This window comes from Peribacillus sp. FSL K6-1552, from assembly GCF_038005205.1.
In the GTDB taxonomy this organism is placed as follows: domain Bacteria; phylum Bacillota; class Bacilli; order Bacillales; family DSM-1321; genus Peribacillus; species Peribacillus butanolivorans.
In genome coordinates this window covers 4,996,887-5,013,370 of record NZ_JBBOST010000001.1, presented here as the reverse complement: position 1 = coordinate 5,013,370, position 16,484 = coordinate 4,996,887, and the positions used below count along the sequence as shown (strand labels likewise).

Annotated in this window: 12 protein-coding genes and 1 pseudogene; 8 read left to right on the top strand and 5 right to left on the bottom strand. The window is 37.1% G+C overall.

The window, feature by feature from the left end:
• Nucleotides 1-451 precede the first annotated feature (451 nt).
• Nucleotides 452-1,102 (bottom strand): GntR family transcriptional regulator, encoded by a 651-nt coding sequence (locus NST21_RS23985; RefSeq protein WP_340891731.1) that lies wholly within the window; start codon nucleotides 1,100-1,102, stop codon nucleotides 452-454.
• A gap of 233 nt (nucleotides 1,103-1,335) precedes the next feature.
• Here NST21_RS23985 and NST21_RS23980 point away from each other — a divergent pair, with 233 nt between their 5' ends.
• From NST21_RS23980 to NST21_RS23960, 5 genes are all read left to right on the top strand, one after another.
• Nucleotides 1,336-2,016 (top strand): RraA family protein, encoded by a 681-nt coding sequence (locus tag NST21_RS23980; protein WP_340891729.1) that lies wholly within the window; start codon nucleotides 1,336-1,338, stop codon nucleotides 2,014-2,016.
• A 104-nt stretch (nucleotides 2,017-2,120) separates the two neighbouring features.
• Nucleotides 2,121-3,437, top strand: a complete 1,317-nt coding sequence (locus NST21_RS23975) for an MFS transporter (protein WP_340891727.1) — start codon at nucleotides 2,121-2,123, stop codon at nucleotides 3,435-3,437.
• Nucleotides 3,438-3,482: 45 nt separating this feature from the next.
• Nucleotides 3,483-4,664 carry an aminotransferase A gene (locus tag NST21_RS23970; protein ID WP_340891724.1) on the top strand — a complete coding sequence of 394 codons (1,182 nt, stop codon included), beginning with the start codon at nucleotides 3,483-3,485 and terminating at the stop codon, nucleotides 4,662-4,664.
• Between the two features lie 25 nt (nucleotides 4,665-4,689).
• Entirely contained in the window at nucleotides 4,690-6,366 is a 1,677-nt protein-coding gene (locus NST21_RS23965) for a M20/M25/M40 family metallo-hydrolase (protein WP_340891721.1), read from the top strand.
• 285 nt (nucleotides 6,367-6,651) lie between these two features.
• Nucleotides 6,652-8,076 (top strand): amino acid permease, encoded by a 1,425-nt coding sequence (locus tag NST21_RS23960; protein ID WP_340891719.1) that lies wholly within the window; start codon nucleotides 6,652-6,654, stop codon nucleotides 8,074-8,076.
• A gap of 226 nt (nucleotides 8,077-8,302) precedes the next feature.
• On the opposite strand, the gene NST21_RS23955 is transcribed toward NST21_RS23960, so the two are convergent.
• The 3 genes from NST21_RS23955 to NST21_RS23945 are packed head-to-tail and all read right to left on the bottom strand — an operon-like array spanning nucleotide 8,303 to nucleotide 12,200.
• Nucleotides 8,303-9,508, bottom strand: coding sequence for a Ger(x)C family spore germination protein (locus NST21_RS23955; protein ID WP_340891718.1), 1,206 nt, complete (start codon nucleotides 9,506-9,508; stop codon nucleotides 8,303-8,305).
• Nucleotides 9,492-10,595: a spore germination protein gene (locus NST21_RS23950; protein ID WP_340891715.1), complete on the bottom strand. Its 1,104-nt coding sequence runs from the start codon at nucleotides 10,593-10,595 to the stop codon at nucleotides 9,492-9,494. The genes NST21_RS23955 and NST21_RS23950 overlap by 17 nt, the downstream gene beginning before the upstream one ends.
• A gap of 27 nt (nucleotides 10,596-10,622) precedes the next feature.
• Nucleotides 10,623-12,200, bottom strand: a complete 1,578-nt coding sequence (locus tag NST21_RS23945) for a spore germination protein (RefSeq protein WP_445670573.1) — start codon at nucleotides 12,198-12,200, stop codon at nucleotides 10,623-10,625.
• Between the two features lie 1,036 nt (nucleotides 12,201-13,236).
• Between NST21_RS23945 and NST21_RS23940 the strand changes: the two are divergent.
• The 3 genes and pseudogenes from NST21_RS23940 to NST21_RS23930 all read left to right on the top strand — a co-directional run.
• Nucleotides 13,237-13,314, top strand: a pseudogene (locus tag NST21_RS23940) (hypothetical protein); the annotation flags it as partial.
• A 65-nt stretch (nucleotides 13,315-13,379) separates the two neighbouring features.
• Nucleotides 13,380-13,532: a hypothetical protein gene (locus NST21_RS23935; RefSeq protein WP_162878684.1), complete on the top strand. Its 153-nt coding sequence runs from the start codon at nucleotides 13,380-13,382 to the stop codon at nucleotides 13,530-13,532.
• A 201-nt stretch (nucleotides 13,533-13,733) separates the two neighbouring features.
• Entirely contained in the window at nucleotides 13,734-14,261 is a 528-nt protein-coding gene (locus tag NST21_RS23930; protein WP_340891712.1) for an acyl-CoA thioesterase, read from the top strand.
• Nucleotides 14,262-14,948: 687 nt separating this feature from the next.
• On the opposite strand, the gene NST21_RS23925 is transcribed toward NST21_RS23930, so the two are convergent.
• Nucleotides 14,949-16,412 (bottom strand): flavin monoamine oxidase family protein, encoded by a 1,464-nt coding sequence (locus NST21_RS23925; RefSeq protein ID WP_053347786.1) that lies wholly within the window; start codon nucleotides 16,410-16,412, stop codon nucleotides 14,949-14,951.
• Nucleotides 16,413-16,484 lie beyond the last annotated feature (72 nt).

Here is a 16,484-nt window from a genome sequence, read left to right as displayed (position 1 = left end):
ATTAAATATTGGGATGGAAATATTCAAAAAAGCTTAAAAGAGTTTGATGTAATAGAAAGTGTTTTCGAAAATGGCTCTAAAGGAAACGAGTGAAAAATCCTGGAAGACCGAAAACCGATGAGGAAAAAGTTATGCCTTATATCATATGGATCAAAGGATATTTCTGCATTCGTTCGGATAGTTGGTTTATGCAAACTTACCATGAAAATGTAATGCAATATATGAGGAAGTTAGAGTATATGTCAGTATTATTCAAAAAAGTCCACACCTATTATAGGTGTGGACTTTTTGAATATTACTTTGCAGAGTAATGAGTTACTTACAGTAATATTTTTGATAAACAACTTCAAATTGTAAATAGTGTTGTTGTCTTGTTAGAGAATGACAGAAGAAGTCAGTCCTTTTTGGGGATTTTTTAGACTAGCATCACTCAACACTTTTGCAGTACTGTTCATGAATCCAGGAGAGTTTTTCTGCCATATTGTAAGTGTTCTTCAATATGTCGAACTACTTCTTCCATGTTGCCTTTTTCCAGGGCCTCTACAATTAATACGTGTTCATCATATGTTTGCTTTAGGCGATCTATTTTTTTCTTTAATACTTCTTTTCCATAAAATTTCAGTTTTTCTCTAATGCTTTTAAACATCTCTAACATTTGTTCATTTTTATTAAATTCCATTATTCTAAGATGGAACCTCATATCGTATTCAAGTGCTGAATAGGAATCCTCATTTTTTATATACTCGTATTGCTGATTTAAGATGTCATATAGTTCTTCGACTTGGTGTTTTTCAATACTTTGTGAAAGCTTACGTAACGCAAATGTTTCAAGTGCAATTCGTATTTCATACACTTCATTAACTTGTTTTACAGAAATATCACATATATAGATACCTTGCTTTGGATGGATGCGTACCAATCCATCGTGTTCTAAACGCTGAAGGGCTGACCGAATAGGAGTCCTGCTCATTTCTAACAGTTCACTAAGATCCCCCTCTTTAACAAATTCTCCTGGCGATAACTCTCCGTTCATAAGTAGTTTCTTAATCATCTCATAAGCTCGATCTTTTAAAAATAGTCGTTTGGGTTGGTGTATGCTCATTTTATCTATCCTTTTAAAAAGTATTAATACTACATAATAGTATATAAAAAGTAATCAACAATTAATTTCTTTAACTTACTATAGTCTAACATATAAATCACGCATTTAAATTCAGAATAGATTGACTAATGAGTTTATCTGTTGTATACATATAATATACAACATGAATACAACAAGTCGTGAGAGGTATAAGTAATTGATATGATAGCGTTTACATGGAAAGGATGAATGTAATGATAACGGTAAATTCTATAACTCGAAGACCAAAACTTGAAGAAGTAAAGCAATTGGGAAATATTTCACCAAGTGATTATGGGCATCATTTGAATTTCCAATTAATCAGTACTAAGAAAATCAAGCCTTTATTCCCGATTGAAAACACATTTGCTGGTCCGGCAGTGACGGTCCGAATCCCTCCAAATGACGGTCTATTAGTTTATAAGGCACTGGATTTAGTACAGCCTGGTGACGTAGTTGTGATTGATATGAACGAAGAAGAGCGTTTTGCATGTTGGGGAGAAATTACGACAAGAGTTGCAATGGAAAAAGGAGCCATTGCGGCGATCATTAACGGGCCAGTTACCGACACGAAAATAATTAACAACTTGCAATTCACCGTGTTTTCTTACGCAATTTCACCTTTAACTACCAAAGTCTATAGTATTGATGGCGACGTAAACGTACCGGTATCCATTTCAGGATGCATCATTAACCCTGGGGATATTATTGTTGGAAGTAATGATGGCCTGTTAGTTGTTCCACAAGAAGAAACATTAAGTTTTATTGAAATCGGCAAAAAGGAAGAAGAAGAAGATGAAAAACGACGTCAAGAGTTGCAAGAGTTAGGTGTTGAAAAATACCTTCGTCGTTTCGATCCTCTTTGGGAAAATATGTTAAATAATAATCAGAGTTAATCGATTTACTAAAAATACTTATTTCTTCTCACCTAGGCTCCCAACATAATCCTGTTTTATACTTTTTTCAGTTATCAATTCTTATAAAGGAAGTGGATAAAAAGATGAAACAAGGGAAAATCGAAAAACAGGTAGAATTAATCGCCGAATCTCCAGGCAAGGAAAGAAAAATTGGATTACGTTGGGGAATGGGTTTGATCTTTTTTATTATAGGTTTGATAGCGTACATGGACCGAGCCAATCTATCTGTTGTCGCTAAACCGATGATGGATGCTCTAAATATGAACAAAGTTGAATTTGGACTTTTGTCTTCCCTCTTTTACGCAGGATATTGCATTGCTCAAATTCCAGGTGGGATGCTAGCAGAAAAATTCGGGTCAAGGAAGATCATTATAATAGCGATTACTTGGTGGTCTGCATTTACAGCACTTACAGCGGCCTCTACGTCTTACGTTGTATTATGCATTGTAAGGTTTTTATTTGGAGTTGGAGAGGGTCCAATGTATCCAGCCAACGCTGTCTTCAATTCATACTGGTTCCAAAAACATGAAAAGGGACGAGCAGCAAGTGCATTATTAGCTGGTTCTTTCTTCGGACCTGTTATAGCACCAGGAGTTTCAGTGGCTATCTTGCTGCTTTTTGGATGGCAAGGCGTTTTCTATAGTTTCGCTATTCTCGGCATTGGGATTGGATTAATTTGGTATATCGTAGGGCGTGATAAACCAGAACTTCATCCTTGGATTTCTGAAAAAGAAAAAGTGCTTATTTGTGAAAACCGAAGCATCACCGGAACAGTAAAAAAGGCTGCCCCGTGGAAACTGTATCTAAGAAACATCCAATTTTGGGCAGTTGGAATTCAATACTTTGTCGTCATCTATATGAACACCTTCTTTTTAACATGGTTACCTACTTATTTAATGGAAGCACGAAATTTCTCATTAAAAGAAATGGGGGTAGCGGCAAGTTTCCCTTGGCTGGCTATTTGCTTCACTGTTCTAGCTGGAGGCGCCCTATCGGATATCATCTTACAAAGAACAAACTCGCGAATGAAGGCTCGAGGTAGTCTAGCCTTGATCGGATTCATTTTTTTCATTATCGGATTGTATTTCGCTGCATACTCCACAAGTCCTTGGATGAACGTTGTCTGGTTGACACTAGCACTTGGCGCTCTTGGGCTTCCAATCGTTACTTCTTGGGCAACTGCAAACGATTTAGGTCAAGAATACGCAGGATCTGTCAGTGGTTGGATGAACCTTTGGGGAAGCATTGGAGGAATAACGTCTCCGATTATCTGCGGATGGTTTGCGCAGGAAATGGGTTGGAATACAACCCTTTTAATCAACATCATCCCTATCGGACTTGCTATTTTCTTATGGTTTCTCATCAAACCTGATCGTCCATTAATTCCGGCTGAAAATTAGAAACACCATGTAAGATCAAAATTAATAAAAAAGGTGATAGGACAAATGGAAAATTCGATAAATAAAAGCGTCTCAACCATCAAGATTCCCGGCATACGGACATTTTCCAATATGGTTATCCAATATACCGATGCGATCAATCTTACCCTTGGTCAGCCAGATTTCCCAACACCTGAACATATAAAAGAAGCTGCAATAACAGCGATCAGACAAGACCATACAGCCTATACACATAACGCGGGCCTATTGAGCCTACGGAAGGCTGCTGCAGATTATGTATTACAAAAGTACAATCTCACTTACAATCCTGAGGATGAAATCATTGTAACAAACGGTGCATCTGAAGCTATTGACAGTGCGTTCCGAACCATTTTACAAGCAGGGGATGAAGTTATTCTTCCCTCTCCAATTTATCCTGGATACGAACCGTTAATTACATTATGCGGCGCAGTTCCGGTTTACGTTGATACGTCAAAAAATTCTTTTAAAATGAATGCTGAAATGATTAAGAATAAACTAACGGAACGAACACGCTGCATTGTTCTTTGCTCACCTTCAAATCCTACCGGAAGGATGTTAAGTGAAAAAGAAATTGTTGAAATTGCTAATGTAATTAGAAATAAAAACATCTTTGTTGTTTCAGATGAAATCTACAGTGAACTGTCTTATGATAAAAAACATTTTTCAATTGCCTCTGTTCCAGGTATGAGGGAGAAAACTATCGTCATTAACGGACTTGCAAAATCCCATTCTATGACAGGTTGGAGAATTGGATTTACTTTTTCGCCTTCCTATTTATCTAGCCAAATGTTAAAAGTCCATCTTTATAATTCAGTATGTGCCAGCACAATTAGCCAATATGCGGCAATCGAAGCTTTAACCCAAGGGAAGGATGATCCGAGCCAGATGGTTGAAGAGTATCGCAAAAGAAGAGAGTACATCTGCAAACGGCTCACCGACATGGGATTAGATGTGGTCAAACCAGATGGTGCCTTTTACGTTTTCCCTTCTATAAAAAGTACAAAGATGAAATCGTTTGATTTTGCGCTGAAGCTGCTCCAAGAGACAAGTGTTGCAGTTGTTCCTGGCGATGCGTTTTCAGAGTTTGGAGAAGGGTACGTAAGGATTTCTTATGCGGCTTCTATTGAAACGCTTGAAGAAGGATTAAACCGAATGGAGCAATTTGTCCATTCAATAAAGTGTAAGTCGTTAGCAACTAATAAATAAAAATTTTTTTAAGGAGATAACAATCATGTACAACAAAATTTACAACATGACAATGCCTGAAAAGGTAGAAACGCTTACACGTGCTCTTGTAAGTATTAACAGCATAAACGGAACAATTGGCGAGGTGAAAGTAGCTAACTTTGTAAAAGAAACTCTTCTAGGCTTTCCGTATTTTCAACAAAACCCATCTCAAGTATGGGAACAGCCGGTTCCAAACGATCTACTAGGTCGGAAAAATATTTTTGCTTTAGTCAAAGGGAAAACAGAGACAAAAGATACAATTATTTACCATTCGCATTTAGATACGGTTGGAATTGAAGATTATAGCAACATGAAAAAAGATGCGATGAATCCCGATGCGTTAGAGGATTTTTTCAAAATGTATGCATTTGACAAAGATGTACAAAAAGATGCTCAATCAGGAGAGTGGCTGTTTGGAAGAGGGTCCGTAGATATGCAAAGCGGGATCGCAGTACACATTGCCAATGTTCTCCACTTTTCCGAACATCCCGAAGAATTAACGGGTAATATTCTGTTAATGGTGAACCCTGATGAAGAGAGCCAGCATAAGGGAGTGATATCTGCCATTGCTGAGTTGAATCGATTGAAAGAGGAGCAAGGATTGTCTTATACGGTAGCCATTAATGATGACTTTATTACTCCTTTATATGATAATGACCCTCACCGCTATATTTATACGGGAGCAGCAGGAAAGCTTCTGCCGAGTTTCTATATTTATGGTCGGGAGGCCCACGTAGGTGACACGTTATCCGGTATTGATCCAAACTTTATTGCGGCTGAGATAACGCGCCGTGTCCATAATAACCTGGATCTAGCCGAAAATATTGACGGTGAATTGGTTCTCCCACCTTCTTGTTTGTATCAACGCGATACAAAAGATTTTTACAATGTTCAAACCGCTACTAGTAGCTACCTCTATTTTAACTACTTTGTTTATAAAGCGACGACGAAAGAAGTCATGGATAAGTTAACTGCTGTTGCAGTTGAGGCTTGCAGGGAAACAGAACATGTTCTATTCAAGCATTACAACGATTTTCTCATGCGCACAGGGTTGCCACCGAAAACACTATCCTGGAATATTGGAGTAACGAGTTTGGCCGATTATGTGGATGAGTTGAAAAAGATGGGGATTAATACAGCGGAAATAATGAAGAAAGTGTTTAATGAGAATGATAATTTAGAGCCAAGAATGCTTTGCTTCAAAATTGTCGAAGCATTACAAGAACTTGATCCGAATAAAAAGCCGCGGGTCATCATCTTTTTCGCGCCACCTTATCTTCCACACAACTATTTAAATCAAGATAATGAGAGGGACGCTAATCTGGAAAAAGCGCTAAAAGAAGTATTAGATGAGGTAGCAAAAGAAACCGACGAAAAGTTTGCACTGAAAAAGTTCTTCCCCTATTTGGCAGATGGCAGCTTTTTATCATTGCACGAAACCGACGAGGACATCCTGTCGTTATTGAATAATTTTCCAGAATGGGAGTCTATTTATCCTTTGCCTATAAAGGACATTCGTAATCTTAATATCCCGTCTATCAATATCGGTGTATATGGAAAAGACGCTCATAAATGGACAGAACGGGTTTATAAACCTTATACTTTTGGCGTTTTACCCGGACTTTTAAGAAATGTAACGCTTAAGTTATTTAAAAAAAATGAGGCGATTTTAAGCAAGTAGACCCGGTAATGTAATAGCTTCAGAGATTGGAGGGAGAAAGAAGCTTTTATTCTTTCCAATCTTCCCTGAAAATTTGATGTTTATTAAGCATGTGTGTTTTTTAAACAGCTATCGAATTATTTAAAATAGAAGGGGCTAAAAGTTTGTGCAGTTTACTATATTTCGAGGCTTTTGCAAAAGTAGAAAAAAACTACTTTCCTAGAAATGTTTAAGAAAGAAGGTATTAATCTTCCTAATATTCGAAATGTTTGGTTTTATTAATGATATAAGAAAGAGTGATAAAAAATGGGAATGATACACAAGGAAAACGATGAATTAAAACGAACGATGAAAAGCAGACATTTGTTCATGATTGCACTTGGTGGTGTCATTGGAACTGGATTATTTCTCGGTTCAGGATTTACAATTAGTCAGGCGGGACCCGGGGGAGCCGTTCTTGCTTATGTACTAGGTGGGTTTCTTATGTATCTTGTTATGCTTTGTCTCGGTGAATTAACAGTAGCTATGCCAAATTCGGGCTCTTTTCAAGCATATGCTACGAAATATATTAGTCCTTCTACCGGATTTACGATTGGCTGGCTTTACTGGTTAAGTTGGGCGAATACGATTGGATTAGAATTTACATCTGCAGGTATTCTTATGCAGCGTTGGTTTCCGGAAGTTCCTGTTTGGATTTGGTGTATGGTATTTGGAATTATCGTATTCTCAATCAATGCATTGTCCACTCGTAGCTTTGCAGAAACAGAATTTTGGTTTTCTAGCATTAAGGTGACAGCTATTGTTCTCTTTATTATCCTTGGGGGGGCAGCTATGTTTGGTTTCCTTAACTTAAAAGGTGATGAATCTGCCCCATTTTTTTCGAATTTCACAGGTGACGGTGGCCTCTTCCCAAATGGGATTCTCGCCATATTTTTAACAATGGTTACTGTGAACTATTCTTTCCAGGGAACTGAGCTCATTGGTATCGCTGCTGGAGAAAGTGAAAATCCAGATAAGACACTTCCTCGCTCCATTCGAAATATCATTTGGCGTACCATGTTTTTCTTTGTTTTGGCGATGGTTGTACTTGTTGCACTAATACCGTGGAAAACTGCTGGCTTGGTTGAAAGTCCGTTTGTTACCGTATTTGATATGATTGGTATTCCATATGCTTCAGATATTATGAATTTTGTTATCCTTACCGCTGTTCTATCTGTAGCCAATTCAGGACTGTATGCAGCATCAAGAATGCTCTGGTCACTTTCTAAAACTGAAATGGCCCCATCTTTGGTAGGTAAATTATCTTCAAAAGGTATTCCGTTGAATGCACTGATTATCACGATATCCATATCGGCCCTCTCACTTCTTACTAGTGTCGTGGCTGCGGAAACTGTCTATGTATGGCTTATTTCTATTTCTGGTGTGATTACAATTGTTGTATGGATGTCTATTTGTGCATCACAGTTCTTTTTTCGAAAACGGTTTATAGCAGAAGGTGGAAATGTAAAAGATTTGAAATTTAGAACACCTCTTTATCCACTCGTTCCGATCTTGGGATTCGTGTCATACGGAATTGTGTTAATTAGCCTTATTTTTATTCCTAATCAAAGACTAGGGTTATACTGTGGTATACCTTTCATGGTAGCCTGTTATATTTATTACCACATAATAATAAAGAAGAGAAAAAAGCACAAAAGTGGTGAAGACAATGAACTTGGAAAAGCACAATGAGTTCTTTGTGGAGTACCCGGTATGCCCTAGAACCATTTTATTTATAGCATCGTAAAAGGACACTTTTACAGACTTTAAATAAATTGCTACTAACATTTTGAATAGATCATTAGATCCTATGTAAAGAAGATGTTTAGACATTCTTAGTCTAAACATCTTCTTTTAATCTTTTTATTTTTCACAAATAAAGAGGATAAAAAGGTTTATTCGTATTGAACTTATAGTCTTAATTCTTTGATCCCGATGTTCCATAATCTTTAATAGTTAATTTTACATGGTAGTTGATCGGAATCTCACTAAATATTTGGTCCCAATCCTTTTTGACCGTCTTCCATACTTTAGGATCCTCAATTCTTAATCGATTTCCGAAGCCAGCAACGTCGACCTGGTATTCTTTTTGCATTTTTTCTACTACATTCCTCACCAAGCGTTTCACTTCTTTTTCAGAAGTTTTTTCTGCTTTTTTTAGAAATTCATTTTTAAAAGGATTTCCCGCCCAATTTTCAGATAGCCTTCCCTCTGATTCAATGTTTACATCAAAAGAGATATTGTTTCCTTTAACTCGAGGTTTAATACTGCTTTTCATAGACACTATCTCATACACAATTAGCTGACCTGTCTCTTTATCAAAGCTTTTCACTAAACCACCTTTCCCCTTACCTGTTATCCACGTTATGCCATCTAGTTCTTCCTCATTCAAAAAACCAGTCATTTTGTTTGTCTTCCCTTTGATTATGGCAGCTCCCGCAAACTTGACTTCTCCATTTGATGATACGATATTTTGCAAAAGAAAACTGGATTCTGATTTGATCTTGCCCTCTAATTTAATAAGAGACATAGGGGGCAAAATCCTTGTTGTTCGATATGCATTGGTTACCATTCCAAACAGACGAAACGCTGGAATTTCTCCTGCTTTCTTTGATTCTAGTGTGTTGCTGGCGCTCCCTTTACTAACGAGCACAAGACAGCTTGGTCTAAGGTCATTATCTCGAAGATTTTGATCAAGTAATTTTGTCAAACTATACGATCGTGCAAGATCCTCACCGATAACAATCACTTTCATATGGTGACTGGTAAAGTGTTGTTCACTTCTCAATGATAATTCACGAATCATTTGATGAACGGAATCTCCAGTTTCAGAAACATTAACATAAGATTTTTGTTGTGGTCCGGCTTGTTTATTTGTTGAACTTGCTACTTGTGGAGTGATAAGTTGATAGGTTGAAGTAATCAGGTCTTTTTTTGAATAGTTCTCCCCTTGTTCATTTAACTTTTTCTCAATGTTGGACTCCTTGCCTCTATCGAATGCCACACCTACGCCTAAACTAAGCTCTTCAATTTCATGACTGCTCCAACATCCTGTAAGAGAAAAGAGCAAAAGAACGGATAGTGATACCAAGGGAAAACGTACATTGTTATAGGTTTTCTTCATGCTTTTCTCCCTTTACTCTTGAGATAATGAGAAGAAGCAGGGGTAGTACGCCAAATAAGAACAAGGCAACATTGCTAATCATATCCCCAAATTTAAATAGATTATTGATATTTTTTGGGGTCATGGAAATGACGTAAATAAGAGGAAGTAAGCCAAACATAAATGGACGAATGTTCTTTTTCGAGAGTTGAGCCAGCCCTAAAGCAGCTATGTAGTGACTGATGGCAAAGGTAGTAAACAATTGCATAATCCATATCACAAGTAAAAAAGATTCATACCGTTCAAAAATCAAACCAGAGACTTCATAACTGCGTATAAGATCAAGCGTCGGCCATGTTCTCGTGACCACTCCATCGACGGATAACGCTCCAATGACCATCACAACGGTTATGACATAAAAGATCAAAGGAACGGAAATTCCAATTAGAACGCTTTTTACTGCTTTGTTTGGCTGTTGCATAAACGCCACAAGGACTAGCATGATTTCAGGACCAGTAAATGCGAGAGTCGTTGTCTTTAACCCTTTTAATACAGGGGTGAATCCATCTCCTAATACAGGGCGTATATTATCGATTTCAAATATTTTTAGGCTCACAAAGGCGACTAGCAAAAAAAGGAAAATTGTAATAGGCAAGATAATTTCAAACAGACGGGCAATCGAGTTGATACCGCCCATGATCAGATAGAGACTTACCCACATAAATGTCATTATAATTGCCCAGGTAGGGGTTCCTTCCAGTAACAAATACCTAACTACTTCCGCCATTGAACGGAGTTGAAACCCGGAAGTTACAAGAAAATAACCTACTATAAGTATACTAAGTAACCTTCCCATCCATTTTCCTACAATTTCATGGCTGTATTGATAAAAGGTTTTTTCGGGAAACTGTTGGCTTAATTTGACCATAATCACCCCTACCATCATCGCGATTAGACCGCCTAAAATAACGCTTATCCATCCATCTGGTGTATGCATCTTCTCCGCAGATGTTCTGGGAAGGGTGAGGATTCCTGTACCAAGTATACAGTTGCTAACGATAACAGCTGCTTGTGGCGTGGTAATTCGATCTTTTGGACTGAGAATCATCGCTTGTCCACTTCCTTCCGTAGTGAGCTATCCTTTGCGTATCGGATCTTTCGTATGCATCATTTTTGGTCGACGTTTCATCATCATAAGGGGCAAGCGAACCATAAAGTCTTTCCAATCACTTAAGCGATAAGGAACGGCTGGACTCACATAAGGTACACCAAAGCTCTTTAGTTTCACCAAATGACTGGTTATTAAAAGAAAGAATAGAATGACCCCGTATAATCCTAATATGGCAGCGCAAAGCATGGCGACAAAGCGGAGAATACGTAACGCAATCCCTGCATTATATTGCGGAATGGCAAACGATGAAATCGCAGTTAACGCTACTACAATCACCAAAATAGGGCTAACAATTCCTGCCTGTACTGCAGCTTCACCAATGATTAATCCACCGACAATTCCCATTGCTGGACCAATTGGCTTAGGCAACCGTAGCCCAGCTTCCCTCAAAACCTCGATGGCTATTTCCATAAATAATGCTTCTATAAGTGCTGGAAACGGAACCAAAGACCTCGTTCCTAAAATGGAAATGGCTAACTTAGTCGGAATCATCCCTGGATGAAACGATATAAAAGCAATATACAAAGCAGGTGAAAAAAGAGCCAAAAAGGCTGCTAAATAACGAAGTAAACGGAGGAATGTGCCAGGAATCCACCTTTCGTAATAGTCTTCTGGTGATTGTAGCATCATGCTAAATGTAACCGGAACAATCAAAGCGAAAGGCGTCCCATCTAATAAGATGGATACCCGACCTTCCATCAAGGCAGCAATCACGCGATCAGGACGCTCTGTACTCTGTACCTGCGGAAAAGGACTAAGGTAATTATCTTCGATTAATTGCTCTACATAACCTGACTCCGGCACATTATCAATGTCAATTTTCTTAATTCGCTTTTCTACCTCTCGTACTAATTCTGGATCAACAATCTCTTTTATGTAAGCAACGACTAAATCCTTTTTTGAACGCGTTCCTACTTGGAATTTTACTAACGATAAATTATCGATTTCACCATTCGCTCTTAACAGAGATGTATTATCACTTAAAGCTTCAGTGAAACCAACCCGTGGTCCTCTGACTAATGCCTCTGATACTGGCTCTTCAATAGCCCTTGTTTTACCTTTTGTTGTACCAAGGATTAACGCATCTAATGATCCATCAATTAAAAGCGCGGTAGAACCTGTTAATACTTTTAATGCTAACTCTTTAATAGAACTAACCTCTTCTATCTCACTTATAGATAACACTTGATTTTTTATAAAGTCTTTTGAAATGCTTCCTTTGACGTAAGGTAGTTCTTGCTTATATTCTGCGGTAAAATCCACCATCAATGACGTCATAATATGTTTATCAATGAGCTCTTTGTCTGATAGTCCTTCTACAAAAACAATGGCAGCTCGAATACCAGTACGTCCTATTACATACTCTCGAAAATGCACATCCCAATTATGACCAATTTCATGTTTAATTGCTTCTAGATTTAAAGCTAAGTCGTCTGTAAGCTGATCTGATGAATCTTGAGATTTAGAATCATGTTTATTCTCATTTGTAGTAGCTTGTTTTTCTATTTTTCGAACTTTTGATTTCCATATTCTCATTCTCATCACTCTTCCTCTGATGTACGGATCCAATTAAACAATCGCGAGATAGCATACGGAATAAAAAATGCAATAAAAGCTTGTATAAAAACTTGCCAGTCTGGAAGGTAGGAAACCACAGTTTTCCACATTTTTATCACCCTATACATGCCTCATATCGGTAGCTAACACCAGGCAAACCTCCGTAAAATGTTGTTAGTTATTTAATGAAAAAATTCTATTTATGATCTCAAATAGTATTATTATCTAATACGTGCCTTATACGAGGGAATTTAAACCAAAATACCTTATACCAGGTAAATATCAAGGGTTTTATTCTTATAGGTCGTTTACTAAAGTAGTCAGGGTTTTAGCCCCATTTTGCATTAGGACAAGCCTCCCACAATAGTTTATCTCCTTATTAATAAATGAGAAAACGCAGAACTTGTTTGCTATCTGCAAAAAAAAATGGGGTGATACGCATAATTGTTTGAGTTTAAAACAAAGTTTGCATAATGAAAATATTGAATATAAAGGAAATAAAACTGGCGTTTCGACTCTTTCAACAGGATTTGAATCTCCTTTAAGTAACTTTTCTCATATTTAGTCAAACATCTTCTTTTTGTGCAAAATCATTTTGCTATCAACATACAATAATTAATCGGTGCAAAAAAATTTTGCGATTTATAGTCAGTAAATCCTTTAACGGAAAGAGCTACCTTAAGAAAGGAAGTTGGCACGATACTTGCATAATAGATTGATGAAGATTTGAAAATTTAGGAGGTAAAACATATATGTCATTAAGCCAATACTCATGAACCTTTTACAGATATTAAGTAAGAAGAAAATACAATAGAATTTCTCTATGTTAAATCGCAACTCGGTAAGGAATATTTACTTGTTATAAGAGGAGAGTTGATTGGGAGAAGGGAAAATTCCTAAGGTTCTACCTTAATAAACAGAGATAGGAAAACAAGGGATAAGATTAAAATTTTATTCTAGTACTCATGAGGTGAATATAATGTCAATTGCAAAGAATTTGAACAGATTATCTGAGGCTCAAGTGGATATGCGTTTAGCAGCCTATATGGTGGGAATTAGAAAACCGGCTGAATCTTCTCGTTTCCGTGGCTGGATATAAAATGTAATATTTTCTATCATTCTATGGAAAAACAGATTTAAAAAATTTTTATTGGAGGAGATTTTATGTGGGTAATCACTGTTTATTCAAGGAATAACTATAAAATATTTGAGTTTGACACTGAAAAAGAAGCTAAAGAAGCTTTCAAAGGAATTAAAGGTTATAAAATCCTAACAGAAGTAATTTATTTTAATGATTATGATTTAGTTAAATCGTAAATTGTTAGAATTTTTCGTCAATTATAAATTTTTACATTCTTCCTGAAGGTAGTCAGGATTATATAAAGCTAGACGCACACTAGAACCTTGTTCAAAATCAAATTAAATCGATATGAACAAGGCAGTTTCACTACTATATAGGGTTGAGTAATTATTTGGAATGGATATAAAGAAGTTTATAAATTATAGGGAGATATGTTTATGGAAACTAAATACTGCAAAGAATCAAGAGTTATAAGAACAAGCCGTGTGTTTCCAAATGATGTGAATAATCATAATACGTTATTTGGTGGTCGTTTGATGAGTCATTTGGATCAAGTATCCTCTACTTCTGCAGCACGTCATAGTCGTAGGGAATGTGTAACTGCATCAACAGATTCCGTTGATTTTTTACATCCAGTTCGAACAACAGATGCAGTCTGCTTTGAATCTTATGTAACATGGACAGGTACCTCGTCGATGGAAGTTTTTGTGAAAATTATTGCGGAAGACTTAAAAAGCGGTAAACGTAAAATCGCTGCAACTGCACTATTAACATTTGTAGCACTTGATCAACATAACCGGCCAACACGTGTTCCACAAGTCATTCCTGAAACAGAAGAAGAGAGAAAATTACATGAAACCGCACCAGATCGAGCAAGAAAGCGTAAGGAAAGGAAACAAAAAAGTAAGGAGATGGCTGCATTTTTAACTACAAATTATCCCGGGGAGCAATATAGCTCATGCTAAGCTAGGATTGAAGTGAAACCTATAAATCTTAGAGTTTCATGAAACATATCAAAGAAAAAGGACTAGTATATTTGTTTCATGTCATTGGATAAAATCTAAGCAAAATATAAAACGACCGTTAAGTTTACTTCACTTTGCGGTCGTTTTATGTTTGAAATGATCATGTCAGAATAGTTCTTTTTTAAAGAAGAGAAGTAATAAAAAGGATTTATAGATTCATTGGCTTATGTAAATATGCAACGTGGGAAACATTATCCACTAGTGACTAACGGGGAAAGAATTGACACAGATAAAAGCATTTTCGATTACTCTGCTAATAAAGAAGAAGTTAAAGGTAGTGTGTCATTGGCAAATTATGCATTAGCAAACAATGAATCGTAAGAAAATTGGAAACAAGAGCCAGTCGGGGCGGGGGAAACCTCGCCCTGGATTAGTCTCTAAGACATGGTGGGGAACCTCCATGAGACATGTGGTAATCACTAGGGCGACAATCCTTTTACTTAATATACATTTTTTAGATAGTTTGTTGTTTGGAAGTTATTGACTTTTTGCTCCTTTACTCCAATAATAGTCTTAAATACATCTATATTCAATGTCCTAAATGGTAATAAACTTAGGACTCTATGAAATTTTTAAGGAAACATGTGAAGTCCCTATGTAAACAGCTGATTTACCTTTTTTTCTGTTTTATTTTGGCAAATCATTTACTTCATATGCTACTTGTATTCCAGATTCAATCGCCCCTTGCATCCAACCGTGGGTAAGTGTAGTATGTTCACCGGCAAAGTGCACTCTTCCTTCAGGTATAGAGATATAAGGATAAAGCTCGGTTTCCTGACCCGGTTCAAAGGCAGTGAAAGCTCCGCAAGAATATTCATTATCTACCCAACTAAAGGAAGTTCCTGAAACAAACTCAGAATAGACTTGGTTACCGTAAATTTCAGCTAAGTTCTTTAAAGCATATTGAATGCGATCTTTCTTTGATAGACCGTTCCATGTTAAAGCTTCATCCGCCCATGTATAACTTGCCAAAACTACAGCAGGTCCTTTTGTACCAATCCCCTGACTTGGGTAATAAGTGAATCGAATCGGAAGGTCAGTTATGGATTTACCACCATATTGATGATGCCTTTCCCAAAATCTGCTTTTAAACTCGATTCCGATTTTGGTAGCTTCCATATAGTTGAGCTCACGAATCGCTCTCCGTTTATAATAGGAAAAAGAATGGTATGGTTCAACTTCCACAAATCGTAACAGTGAAAAGGGGATAGTTATGATGGCAAGATCACCAGTTATAGTGGAATGCTCTAAGGTGTGCTGATGAGTGGAATGGATGGTTACACGGTTGTTATGTTGGACAATTTTCGTCATCCTTTGATAGAACATAATGACATCTTTTAATTGCGGAAGAAATGCCCTTGGAAGCAGATCCATACCACCGGTTATCTCATAGAAACGATTTGCTCCGAAGGACGCCGCTTCTCGTAAAACTTCAACAAATGACATCCCCATATATGCTTCGTAGTCAAGGAGTAAACCTATCATATCGACCGCGCCATCTGAAAAAGTCGTTGCATATTGATAATGGTAAGTGTTTAAGAAAGTACCTAGTGAGTAGTTTTTAAATTCTTTTTCTACGAGATCCCAATTTCTCTTTGGATCTTGTTTAATAAAATCGAGAATTGGCTGTGTAGCTAAATTCACCAGCATCTCTGCGCTTTTACCTCTTTCATTCGGGGCAACGGGAAAGTTGAGAATACCAGGAGACCGTTCAAAAATGTTAAGACGTGTTTTAATACCATTGAGATAAAGAATATCCATTGGAGTTCGGTTAATAAACTGGTTTACGGTTAGTCCAAATTTTTTAATATACTCTAATGTCAAAAAATGACCTTCAGGAATACGCATTGGACCTAAGTTTAAATAAAGCCCATTGCTAAAGGGAGAGTGTATTGTATAGGTGCGTCCGCCCACCCTGTTGTTTGCTTCAAGGATGGTGACGTTGTGCCCTGCCTCCTTCAATAGAGAAGATGCAACCAGTCCTGCTAGTCCTGCGCCCACAATAGTAATATTCTTGGGAACTTGCGACTTTTTAAGACCATTTTTAATAATGCTAATCATTTGTTGAGTCGTTAACTGATTATTAGGCATATCTTCGCCCCTAGTGAAAAAGATTTATTACATTGTATTCACTAGCAGAGGTGCATATGTATTCAAGAGTTA

Coding starts and splice junctions, on each gene's coding strand:
- NST21_RS23975 (WP_340891727.1), top strand. CDS start 2,121: ATGAAACAAGGGAAAATCGAAAAACAGGTAGAATTAATCGCCGAATCT.
- NST21_RS23945 (WP_445670573.1), bottom strand. CDS start 12,200: ATGAGAATGAGAATATGGAAATCAAAAGTTCGAAAAATAGAAAAACAA.
- NST21_RS23925 (WP_053347786.1), bottom strand. CDS start 16,412: ATGCCTAATAATCAGTTAACGACTCAACAAATGATTAGCATTATTAAA.
- NST21_RS23960 (WP_340891719.1), top strand. CDS start 6,652: ATGGGAATGATACACAAGGAAAACGATGAATTAAAACGAACGATGAAA.
- NST21_RS23930 (WP_340891712.1), top strand. CDS start 13,734: ATGGAAACTAAATACTGCAAAGAATCAAGAGTTATAAGAACAAGCCGT.
- NST21_RS23935 (WP_162878684.1), top strand. CDS start 13,380: ATGTGGGTAATCACTGTTTATTCAAGGAATAACTATAAAATATTTGAG.
- NST21_RS23955 (WP_340891718.1), bottom strand. CDS start 9,508: ATGAAGAAAACCTATAACAATGTACGTTTTCCCTTGGTATCACTATCC.
- NST21_RS23970 (WP_340891724.1), top strand. CDS start 3,483: ATGGAAAATTCGATAAATAAAAGCGTCTCAACCATCAAGATTCCCGGC.
- NST21_RS23950 (WP_340891715.1), bottom strand. CDS start 10,595: ATGATTCTCAGTCCAAAAGATCGAATTACCACGCCACAAGCAGCTGTT.
- NST21_RS23980 (WP_340891729.1), top strand. CDS start 1,336: ATGATAACGGTAAATTCTATAACTCGAAGACCAAAACTTGAAGAAGTA.
- NST21_RS23985 (WP_340891731.1), bottom strand. CDS start 1,102: ATGAGCATACACCAACCCAAACGACTATTTTTAAAAGATCGAGCTTAT.
- NST21_RS23965 (WP_340891721.1), top strand. CDS start 4,690: ATGTACAACAAAATTTACAACATGACAATGCCTGAAAAGGTAGAAACG.